8 protein-coding genes and 1 pseudogene are annotated in these 10,447 nt (G+C 73.3%); 6 read left to right on the top strand and 3 right to left on the bottom strand.

Translation table 11 applies throughout. The features are described 5' to 3' along the window. The 5 genes and pseudogenes from VGO10_RS20045 to VGO10_RS20025 all read left to right on the top strand — a co-directional run. Positions 1-708, top strand: a pseudogene (locus tag VGO10_RS20045) (glutamyl-tRNA reductase); the annotation flags it as partial. Beyond that, a complete protein-coding gene (gene hemC / locus VGO10_RS20040; RefSeq protein WP_327471767.1) occupies positions 705-1,550 on the top strand; it encodes a hydroxymethylbilane synthase in 846 nt (281 codons plus the stop codon). The pseudogene VGO10_RS20045 and the gene hemC, both read left to right, overlap by 4 nt. Next, the gene (cobA, locus tag VGO10_RS20035) at positions 1,547-3,034 is read left to right on the top strand and encodes a uroporphyrinogen-III C-methyltransferase (RefSeq protein WP_327471765.1); all 1,488 of its coding nucleotides are present in this window, start codon (positions 1,547-1,549) and stop codon (positions 3,032-3,034) included. Before hemC ends, cobA begins: the two co-directional genes overlap by 4 nt. Before the next feature lie 12 nt (positions 3,035-3,046). After that, positions 3,047-3,847, top strand: a complete 801-nt coding sequence (locus tag VGO10_RS20030; protein ID WP_327471763.1) for an SAM-dependent chlorinase/fluorinase — start codon at positions 3,047-3,049, stop codon at positions 3,845-3,847. A 6-nt stretch (positions 3,848-3,853) separates the two neighbouring features. Further along, positions 3,854-4,540, top strand: coding sequence for a biotin--[acetyl-CoA-carboxylase] ligase (locus VGO10_RS20025; protein WP_327471761.1), 687 nt, complete (start codon positions 3,854-3,856; stop codon positions 4,538-4,540). Between the two features lie 18 nt (positions 4,541-4,558). On the opposite strand, the gene VGO10_RS20020 is transcribed toward VGO10_RS20025, so the two are convergent. From VGO10_RS20020 to VGO10_RS20010, 3 genes are read right to left on the bottom strand one after another with little or no spacing between them, the layout of a single operon-like run. Further along, complete coding sequence (locus VGO10_RS20020; RefSeq protein ID WP_327471759.1) at positions 4,559-5,956, bottom strand: PH domain-containing protein; 1,398 nt, start codon at positions 5,954-5,956, stop codon at positions 4,559-4,561. After that, positions 5,946-6,431, bottom strand: coding sequence for a PH domain-containing protein (locus VGO10_RS20015; protein WP_327471757.1), 486 nt, complete (start codon positions 6,429-6,431; stop codon positions 5,946-5,948). The genes VGO10_RS20020 and VGO10_RS20015 overlap by 11 nt, the downstream gene beginning before the upstream one ends. Before the next feature lie 7 nt (positions 6,432-6,438). Continuing rightward, a complete protein-coding gene (locus VGO10_RS20010; protein ID WP_327471755.1) occupies positions 6,439-9,897 on the bottom strand; it encodes a DEAD/DEAH box helicase family protein in 3,459 nt (1,152 codons plus the stop codon). Positions 9,898-10,069: 172 nt separating this feature from the next. Between VGO10_RS20010 and VGO10_RS20005 the strand changes: the two genes are divergently transcribed. After that, a partial coding sequence (locus VGO10_RS20005; RefSeq protein ID WP_327471753.1) for a TlpA disulfide reductase family protein occupies positions 10,070-10,447 on the top strand: 378 nt, incomplete at its 3' end.

Genomic DNA, 10,447 nt, shown 5'->3' with positions numbered 1-10,447 from the left:
GACCGCGCCCGCGCCATGGCCGCCCGCTTCGGGGGCGGTGTCGTCGCGCTCGACGAGCTGCCCGCGCAGCTCGAGCGCGCCGACGTCGTGGTCGCCTCCACCGCGTCGCCGCACCCGATCGTCGGCGAGGAGGAGCTCGAGCTCGTCATGCGCGCCCGTGGCGGGCGCCCGCTCCTGCTCGTCGACATCGCCGTCCCGCGCGACATCGACCCGGCCTGCCGCGACCTGCCCGGCGTGACGCTCTACGACATGGACGACCTGCAGACCGCCGTCGCGCAGACGATCTCCGTCCGCGAGGCCGAGGCGCTGCGCGCGGAGATCATCGTCGAGGAGGAGATCCAGCGCTTTGCCGGCTGGCTCGGCTCGCTCGCGGTGCAGCCGACGATCCGGGCGCTGCGCGAGTACGGCGACGCGATCGTCGAGCAGGTGCTGGCCGAGAACGACGGCCGCTGGGAGAGCGCGTCGGCGCGCGACCGTGCCCGGATCGAGGCGATGGCGCGCTCGTTGATGGCGCGCCTGCTGCACGAGCCGACGATCCGCCTGAAGTCCGTCGACCGCGACGGCGGCCACGGCCGCGTGCAGTTCGCGCGGGAGCTTTTCGGCTTAACCGAGGGCATCACCGAGGGGCGGGCGGGATCGAATTCCACGGAGTCGGATGCCCCGCAGGCCGACGTGCGCCCCCTGCGCCGCCGCGGCGCCGGGCAGTGAAGCTCGGAACCCGCGGCAGCGCGCTGGCGCTGGTCCAGGCGCACGCGGTCGCCGACGCGCTCGGCGGCGATACCGAGATCGTGGAGATCACCACGAGCGGCGACCGCGGGATCGCCGGGGACAAGGCGCGCTGGATCGACACGATCGAGGATGCGCTGGAGTCCGGCGCGATCGACCTCGCCGTGCACTCGGCCAAGGACGTCCCGGCCGCCTCGCTGCTACGCCCGGGAATGGCGCTGGCCGCGGTGCTGGGCCGCGAGGACGCACGCGATGCGCTGGTCGGCTGCGACTCATTACAGGCGCTGGCTCCCGGCGCACGGGTCGGGACCGCCTCGCTGCGCCGCCGCGCGCAGCTGCTGGCCGTGCGCGACGATCTCGAGGTCATCGACGTGCGCGGCAACGTCGACACGCGTCTGCGCAAGCTGCAGGAGGGCGCCTGTGACGCGCTGATCCTCGCCGCCGCGGGCCTGCGCCGCCTGGGTCTCGCCGAGGAGATCGGCGCGCTGCTCGATCCGTCGATCTTCGTGCCCGCGCCCGGCCAGGGCGCGCTGGCAGTCGAGGGCCGCGTGATCCCCGCGGCGTTGGTCGACGCCGAGAGCGACGCCCGGCTGCGTGCCGAGCGCTTCGTCGTCGAGGCGCTAGAGGCGTCGTGTGACACGCCGGTGGGCGTGCACCACGACGGGACCGCGCTGCATGCGTTCGTCGGGCTGCCTGACGGCAGCGCCTGGCTGCGCGACAGCGTCGTCGCTGATGATGGAGCAGCTTCATTGCTCGTCGCGCGGCTGGAGTCGATGGGCGCCCGCGAGCTGCTGACGCGCGCCGCCGAGATGGCAACCTCATGAACAACGGTCGCGTCATCCTCGTCGGCGCCGGCCCGGGCGATCCGGGCCTCATGACGGTGCGCGCCCTGCAAGTCATCGCACAAGCCGATGTCATCCTGTATGACAAGCTCATTCCCCCGACCGCGCTCGATGGCGCGCGCGCCGATGCGTTGCTGCTCGACGTCGGCAAGATCGGCGGCGGCGAGCAAGTACCCCAAGATGAGACGCACCGTCTGCTGCTGACCCACGCCCAGGAGGGCAAGGTCGTCGTGCGCGTCAAGGGCGGCGACCCGTTCGTCTTCGGCCGTGGCGGCGAGGAGGCGCAGCTCTGCCGCGAGCACGGCATCGCCTTCGAGGTCGTCCCGGGCGTTACCGCGGGCATCGCCGGACCGGCCTACGCCGGCATCCCGGTGACGCAGCGCAACATGGCAGCCGCGGTCGCGTTCGTCACGGGCCACGAGAATCCCGAGAAACCGGAGACCCAGATCGACTGGCCGGCGCTGGCGGCGTTCCCGGGCACGTTGGTGTTCTACATGGGCGTGCGTGCCCTGCCGCGGATCGCCGAGCAGCTGATGCTCGGCGGCCGCCCGGCCGACCAGCCGGTCGCGATCGTCGAGCGCGGCACGCTGCCCGACCAGCGCACCGTCTCCGGCACGCTGGCGACCATCGCTGAGCTCGCGGAGGCCGCTGCGGTTAAACCGCCGTCGGTCACCGTCGTCGGGCCCGTCGCGGCGCTGGGCGAGGAGCTTGCGTGGCTGGGCCGCGGACCGCTGGGCGGGACGTCGGTCGTCGTCACGCGGCCCAAGGCCCAGGCGTCGGGCCTGGCCGGCTCGCTGCGCGACCTCGGCGCGCGGGTCATCGAGGCGGCCGTCATCGTGCCCGAGCCGCTGGTGTTCTCGATCCCCGACCTCGGCGACGTCGACCTCCTCGTCTTCTCCTCGCCCAACGGCGTCAAGACCTTCTTCGCCGAGCTGCGCGCGACCTTCCGCGACGTCCGCTCGCTCTATGGCATCGCGGTCGCCGTGATCGGCCCCGGCACCGCCGACGCGGTGCGAGCGCAGGGCATCGAGCCCGACCTGATCCCCTCGCGCGCCGTCGGCGAGTCGCTCGCCGACCTCGTCTCCGGCTTCGAGGTCCGCCACGCGATGATCGTCCGCGCCCGCGGCGGGCGCGATGTCGTGCGCCAGGCGCTCCTGGACGGCGGCACACCGGTCGTCGACCTGATCGAGCCCTACGAGACGGTCGCCGAACCGCTCGATCCGCGGACCCGCGCCCGCGCGCTGGAGGCCGACTGGGCGACGTTCACGTCGGCCTCGTCGGCGCGCTTCTTCGTCGAGGCGGTCGGCGGCGCGGAGGTCGTGCGCGACAGCGGCCTGCGGCTGGCCTCGATCGGGCCGATCACCACCGAGGCGCTGCGGGCCCACGGCCTCGAGCCCGAGGTCGAAGCCGGCGAGCACACGCCCGCGGGCCTCGTGGACGCGCTCGTCGCAGCGCTGCGCCGCTAGCCTGCCAAGCGCATGGCACGCCCGCTCACGTTCCTCTCTGACTACGGCCTCGAGGACGACTTCGTCGGCGTGTGTCACGCGGTGATCGCGCAGATCGCGCCTGAGGCGCGGATCGTCGACCTCACCCACGGCCTCGACCGCCACGACATCCGGACCGCGGCGCTCGTGCTGCGCCGCGCGCTGCCGTTCAGCGCCCCGGGCGTGCACCTGGCGGTGGTCGATCCGGGCGTCGGCGCCGAGCGGCGCGCGATCGCGCTGCGCACGACCGAGGAGGACCGGATCCTCGTGGGGCCCGACAACGGGCTGCTCTCGCTCGCCGCCCAGCGCTTCGGCGGCATCGCCGAGGTCGTCGACGTCGCTCGCTCGCCGCATCGCCTTGAGCCGGTCTCGGCGACCTTCCACGGCCGCGACATCTTCGCCCCGGTGGCGGCACACCTTGCCCTCGGCGCGCCGCTGGGCGACGCCGGCGACCCGATCGACGCCGACGAGATCACACGGCTGGACATGCCGCTCGCGTTCCTGGAGGACGGTGAGCTCTACGCCCATGCGGTCGGCTTTGACCGCTTCGGCAACGTGATGCTCGACGTCGAGCACGCCGAGCTGGCCGATTCCGGCTTCAAGCTCGGCCACGGCGTCGACGTCAACGGGCGGCCTGGCGTCTATGCCACGACGTTCGCCGATGTCCCGGCCGGCGAGCTGATCCTCTACGAGGACGCGTACCGGACGCTCGCGCTGGCGGTCAACCGCGGCTCGGCGCGCGAGCTGCTGGGCATCGAGCGCGACGGCGAGCTGCGGATCCGCGCGCGCGGCTGAGCCCGGATGCTCGGCACACCACGACTGCACCTGCGCGAGGTTGACTCCACGAGCGACCGCGCGCGGGAGTTAGCGCTGGCCGGCGCGCCGCACGGCGCGCTGGTGACGGCGGCCGCGCAGTCCGCCGGGCGCGGGCGGCAGGGGCGCCTTTGGACGACGCAACCGGGCGCGGCGTTGACCATGTCGGTGGTGTTGCGCGATCCGCCGCCGCTGCTGCCGCTGCTCGCCGCGGTGGCGGTGGCCGAGAGTTGCGGCGAGGACGCGCGGATCAAGTGGCCGAACGATGTGTTGGTCGACGGACGCAAGGTCGCTGGGATTCTTGCCGAGGGCCGGCCGCACGAGGGCTGGGCGGTCCTCGGCATCGGCATCAACGTGGCAGTCGACGTCGCCGGACTGCCGGAGGATCTCCGCGAGAAGGCGGGGTCCTTGGGTCGGCGGCGCGTCGACATCGAGCCGTTCTTGTCGTCCTTGCTCGATGCGCTGGAGCGGGCCTTTGCGCTTGGCGCCGATGACCTCCTCAACGCCTGGCGGGCGCGCGACGCGCTGCTCGGCAGCGAGATCTCATGGGCCGGCGGGACCGGCATCGCACGCGGCATCGACGGCGAGGGCCGCCTGGTCGTCGAGCTGCCCGGCGGTGGGCGGACGGCGCTCAACGCCGGCGAGGTCCACCTCGGCCGGCTGCCTACGGCGTAGCGACGATCGAGGTCGGACCTACGTGTAGGACTTGGTCGCCGTCAGCCGCGCGAGGACGCTCGCGGCCAGCGTCCGCTCGACGTGGCGGACGCCGAGCCGCGTTCCGCGCGCCACGGCGACCGAGACCGTCGACAGCCCGGCGCGGCGCTGCAGGATCGAGCGCGACACGTCGAGCTCCTGCAGCCGGCGGCGGCGCGCCACGAGCGTGACGCGCGACCCGCGACGGCGGGCGCGCACAACGACGCGAGGGTCCTCGGCATGCAATCGAACGCCGGCCGCCGCAAAGGCGTCCAGGCCGCTGAGCACGGCGGCGGCGAGCAGCACGGGCACGGCCGGCCAGGCGGCGGGCAGCGCGAGGACCAGCGCCGCGCTCGCCACGATGACGCCCACGACCGGGATCGTGAGGTAGCGGCGACGCGCGCGGTCCGGCGGCCGCTCGTCGACGGTCAGCGTGCCGGCGAAGTCCGGCAGAAACGTCTCCAAGAACGGCTCGACCTCGGCGCGGTGCATCAGCGGAAAGAGCGTGCGGGCCGCGGCCTCGCGCCCGCCGAGGCTCGTGACCTCCAGCCGCAGCGTGACGAGGCGCAGCGGGCGACGCAACGGGCTCTCCACGATCTGCACGCCGTCGATCCGCCCGGCCGGGACGCTGACGGCCCGGCGCTGCAGGAGCCCGCGGCGGATCCGCAGCCGGCCATCGGCGTGCTGGACCTCGAAGCCCGAGAAGGTGACGATCGCGCCCAGGAACGACAGCACCCACGCCGCCAGCAGCAACATGATGGCGATGATCACGACCTCGTGGGTCGAGTTGATGTTCTTGACCTCGGTCTCGCCGGCGCCGAGCAGCCCGTTCTGCAGCGCGCCGAAGATGCCACCGACGACCGGCAGCAGGATGCCGAGTTGGGGCGCGGTGAGCGCGGTGACCAGCAATGCCGGCATCGAGAGGCGCCGACGCACCGTGACCACGTCGACGTGCTGGTCGGCGTGGCCGAGCGCGGCGCGCAGCTCGGCGGCCGCGCGGGAGGAGAGCGCGCTGAGAACCACGTCACCGTCCTTGCCACCGCCCGGGGTCTGCACGTGCAGGCCGGTGACGCCGAAGAGGCGCTGAATCGGGCCGGCGATCGTGTCGACGGCCTGGATCCGCTCGAGCGGGATGACGGTCTCGTCAGGCGAGAAGACGCCGGAGCGGAAGTGCAGCGCACGATCGTCGACGCGGTAGGTCGTCGCCTGCCAGCGGCTGATACCGATCGCGGCCGCCGCGGCGACGCCGAGCAGTCCGAAGCCGATCGCGTGCAGCGAGCTGCTGCGCCCGCCGGCAACCAAGCCGATGATCAACGGCAACGCGATGTCGCTGAGCCCACGGACAGCGTGGTGGACGGCCGCCGCAACGTGCAGCCGCTGCGGTCCGTCAAAGGTCATCGGGCGTGCGGATCAGCCCGGCGAGCCGGTCGCGGACCCGCGCAGCCTCGCCGTTGGTGAGCGCCGGGATCTCGTTCGTGCCGGCCGCGGTGTGGACGACCACCGCCGCGGTGCCGACGAGCTGCGCCCAGAGCGACCGGCGCAGGTCGACGTGCTGGATGCGGGCGACCGGGACGATCGTGCGGATCTCGGTGATCGTGCCGTGGCGCAGGTCGAGCTCGTCGTCGTCCAGCCGCCAGCGCCAGCGCGCGAGCCGCAGCGCCGGGATCGCGATGGCCGCGACGACGACGCCGAGCAGGACCAGCCAGGGGCCGACCGTGCCGAGCGTGTGCAGGAGGCCGTCCTGGTCGCGCAGCGGGCCGCGGACCGCGAAGGCGATGAGGGTCGCGACGAGTCCTCCGGCGAGGATCTCCAGCGTCCACAAGCCGCGCGCCGCGGGGGCGAGCCGCTCGTCGGGCTCAGGCCGCTCGTCCACGATTGCCTCAGGCGGCGTCGTCGAGCTCGTCGCCGGCCTTGCGGCGGGTGGTGCGGCGCTTGGGCTTCGGCGCGTCCTCGGCGGGGGCGTCGAGGGAGAGCTGCTCGGACTCGGCAGCCTTCGCGGCGGCCGTGCGTCGCGCGCGCGGCTTGGGCTTGGGCGCATCATCCTCGGTCGCCGCGGCCTTGGGCTTGGCCCGCGCGCGCTTGCGCTTGGGCTTCTCTTCGGCTGCCGCGGCCTCCGCCTTGGCAGCGGCGGTGCGGCGGGCCCGCGGCTTGGGCTTGGACTGCTCCTCGGCGTCTGCCTCGGCGGCCTTCGCGGCGGCGGTACGACGGGTCCGCGGCTTGGGCGTGTCCTCGTTATCGGCGGCCTTGGCCGCAGCCGTCCGGCGTGTCCGCGGCTCGGGCGCCTCGTCCGCGTCATCAGCGGCCTTCGCGGCAGCCGTACGACGGCGCTTGGGCGGCTTCGGCGCCTCCTCTTCAGCCGGCACCTCGACGGCCTTCGGCACCGTGCGGCGCCGAGGCGGCTTGGGCGCATCGTCCTCAGCCGGCTCGGCCGTGGGGGCTGCGCCGTTCTCGCCCTCTGCCGGAGCAGCGGCCACGGGCGAGCGGCGGCGGCGTGGCTGGGCCTTGGCCGGCGCCTCACCCTCAAAGGTGGCTGACTCGACGTCGGCGGCTCCGTTGGTGGGCTCAGCGGCGGCGTGGCCTGACAGCAACGCCGCAGCGGCTTCGATCTCGCGCGCCGCATGCTCGCCGTCGACGGGCGCCGACACGGAAGCGCGCCGGCGGCGTGCGGCCGCGCGCTCCTGCCGCGAAGATGCACGCTCTCCGCCCGTCGGAGCATCGTCCTGGCGCTCGGCATCGCCAGAGCTCGCGGCCTCACCCACGGCCTCGGCGCCGCCCGCCGCAGCCTCAGCGGCGGCAGCAGCCGCCCGCGCGGCCGCGTTCTTGCGCCGCGAGCGGCGGCGCTTCTTGCGCGGCGAGACCTGCTCGCCATCACCGGAGCCATTGGACGATGCGGCAACGCCCTCGGCCGTCTCGACCGCACCCACGGCGACCTCGACCTGCGGCGCCTTGCCCTCTTCGCCCTTCTTGCCGCGCCGGCGACGGGAGCGGTTCTTGCGCTTGGGGAAGTTGCGCAGCAGCTCGCGGGAGAGCGCGCTCGGCTTGCGAGCCATGCGCGTCCGCGCACCGCGGACGACCTCCATCGCCTCGGGCGTGTGGGCCACCGCGGCGGCCAGCAGCGCCGCGCTCAGGCGCCGGTCCTGCTTGCGCGCAGCGTGGACGAGACGCCGCGCGTTGCGCGCGTGCGCGCCGCCGGAAGAGTTCACCAACAACCCCAACAACCGCTTCGTCTCCGGCCAGCGCTGGACCGCGTACTCCTCGTGCACCTCGCGCGTCATGTCCGCGAGATCCCAGATCCAGTGCGACGCCTGATCCCGACGCCCGATCCGCCGCTCGGCCAGCGCCTGCAACAGGATCTTGACGCCCTCGCGCCGCTCGTCGCGCGCCCACAGCCGGACGACGTCGACCGCGCGCTCGAAGGCATCCGCATCGCGCGATTGCGCGATCTCCTGCAGCGCGCGCAGGCGCAGCTGCGAGTTCTTGTTGCGCTCGACCGCGGTCAGCAGGAACGAGCGCTTCAGCTCGCCCGACTTGTCGAAGTGCAGCATCGCCCGCGCCCGGCGCCAGCCGCTCGGCGCAACCCGCGCGCCAGCCAGCGCGGCCCACTGGACCTGCTCGCCGTAGTCCAAGAACTCGACCGCGATCCGCCACAGCTCGCGCTCGAAGACCTCGATGCGCTTGTCCATGTCGGCCGTGACCGGGATGACACGGCGCTCGACGCGCACGCGCCGGCCCCGCCCACGGCGCACGGGCCCGACGACGATCGCGCCGCCGCGGTAGACCTCGCGATCCAGCAGCGAGTGCAGCGTCACGACCGGGTCGTCGTGCCGCGTCGCGGGATGGACGAAGTCCACCACGATGCCCGACTCCTTGCCGGGATGGCGGCGCGTCACGCGGCCGACGCGCTGCTGATAGATGCGCTTGGACGCCGTCGGCGCCAAGTGCATGCAGATGGTCGCGCGCGGCGAGTTCCAGCCCTCGGCCAGCAGCTGCGCGTTGACCAGCACGTCGATGTCGCCGGCCTCGTAAGAGGCGAGGATCTGGGCGAGCTCGCGCTTGGGCGTCTCGCCCGAGACGGCTTGCGCCTTCATGCCGATCTCGCGGAACGCCGCGGCCACGTTGTAGGCGTGGCGCACGCCGGCGGCGTAGACCACGCCGGGCACGCCGTTGAAGCGCGTCTTGTAGAGGTCCGCGATCGCGAGGTTGAAGGGCAGCTGGTCGAGCAGCTCGGCCAGCATCTCCTGATCGAACTCGGTGTCGACCTCGCCCCGGCGCAGCGGCACCTTGGCGATCGTGCGGACACCGGGTCCGGGCGGGATGCGAATGCAGCGCAGGGGTGAGATGACGCCGCGGCGGGCCGCCTGCGCGAGGTCGAAGCGCGACGTCTGCGTCGGGAACAGGTCGGTGACGTGGCGCGCGATCAGCGCGCCCGTCGCGGTCATGCCGACGAACACGGGGCCGGCCCACGCGCGGATCGAGGCGCTCGTCTTCTCGCCGAGCGCGGTGTGCGCCTCGTCGCAGATGACGATCGTGTAGGCGTCGGAGATCTTGCCCGCGTTGCGGACGAACCACTGGTAGGTCTCGACCGTCACCGGGCCGTTGCCCGGGTCCTTGTCGCCCAGGAGCGCCGGCGCGATGCGCTTGGAGTAGCCGCGGTCGCGCAGCTCGCCGTGGAACTGGTCGACGAGGTTCCGGCGGTGGGTGAGGATGAGGATGCCGCCGGTGCGCGACGCCTCGACGAAGCCGAGCGCGGCGACCGTCTTGCCGGCGCCGGTGGCGTGCTCGAACCAGAAGCGCTTGGCGGCGTTGGGGTCGTCGGCGGCCTCCGCGACGTCCTCGTCGGGGTCCGACCAGTCGACCGGGTCCTCGTCGGCATCCTCGTCCTCGCGCAGCTCCTCGGGCAGGTCCTCCTCGCCGGGGGGCGCGGCGGAGGCGAGCGGCAGCTCGTCGGAGACCGCGCCGTTCGTGCGCCCGTTGCCGTTGCCGTTGCGCTGCGCCTCGGCCAGCAGCGCGGTCAGCGTGCCGGACAGCGCGTCGACCTGGTGGGCGGAGAGCACCGTGCCGTCGACGAGCGCCGGCTCGTCCTGGGAGAGCAGGCGGTCGAGGCCCAGCAGCAGCGAGTAGTGGCGGCGCCAGTGCGTCGAGGGAACCTTGGCGCCCTCGTCGAGCTCGGCCAGCGCGGCGTCGAACGCGCGCCGCCGCGGGCTGCCGGCCGCGAGCGCGGTCGCGGCGTCCTCCCCTTCGAGCACGAAGGGTTCGCGGGCGAACGACGCGGCCCGCTCCAAGTCGGCGGAAGATGGAATGGATGCGACCGCGAAGGTCGCTGTCTCAGGCTCAGCCATGAAGGCTCGACTAATCGACGTAAGGGGGAAGCCGTGTGGGACCGCCGCACGACTTCGGATCGCTCCGGGACCGCTAAGGGATGGCGTCGTTCAGGAGCGCCTGCCCGGGAAGCACCCCATATTCAAGCAGAGTCCCGCGACGGCGACGATCGATCTGCCACCGTATGTCTGGATGCGACGGTTTGCCGCCATCCTCGCCTCCCTCGCCCTGGTCGCGGTCCTGGCCGTCGGACTCAGCCAGGCGCTGAGTGGCAACGTTCCCAGCCCCAAGCGGCATTTCGACCTCGCCAAGGCCGAGCAGCAGCTCAGCGGCGCCCCCGCTCCGCTGGCCTCGCTGCACCGCGAGGCCTCGAAGCTCCTGCCCGGCGGCACGAAGGCGTTCCGGGCGCGGATGGCGAGCCTCAAGGGCTATCCCGTGGTCGTCAACAAGTGGGCCTCGTGGTGCGTGCCCTGCCGGACCGAGTTCCCGCTCTTCCAGTCTCAGGCCGTGACCAAGGGCAAGAAGGTCGCGTTCCTCGGCGTGAACGCGGGCGACTCGACCGATCCCGCC

Origin of the sequence: Baekduia sp., from assembly GCF_035996765.1 — a bacterium.
Classification (GTDB): Bacteria; Actinomycetota; Thermoleophilia; order Solirubrobacterales; family Solirubrobacteraceae; genus Baekduia.
Note: the sequence above shows the minus strand (reverse complement) of the source record. Positions and strands in the feature narration are given on the sequence as shown.

Coding starts and splice junctions, on each gene's coding strand:
- cobA (WP_327471765.1), top strand. CDS start 1,547: ATGAACAACGGTCGCGTCATCCTCGTCGGCGCCGGCCCGGGCGATCCG.
- VGO10_RS20030 (WP_327471763.1), top strand. CDS start 3,047: ATGGCACGCCCGCTCACGTTCCTCTCTGACTACGGCCTCGAGGACGAC.
- VGO10_RS20025 (WP_327471761.1), top strand. CDS start 3,854: ATGCTCGGCACACCACGACTGCACCTGCGCGAGGTTGACTCCACGAGC.
- VGO10_RS20020 (WP_327471759.1), bottom strand. CDS start 5,956: ATGACCTTTGACGGACCGCAGCGGCTGCACGTTGCGGCGGCCGTCCAC.
- VGO10_RS20010 (WP_327471755.1), bottom strand. CDS start 9,897: ATGGCTGAGCCTGAGACAGCGACCTTCGCGGTCGCATCCATTCCATCT.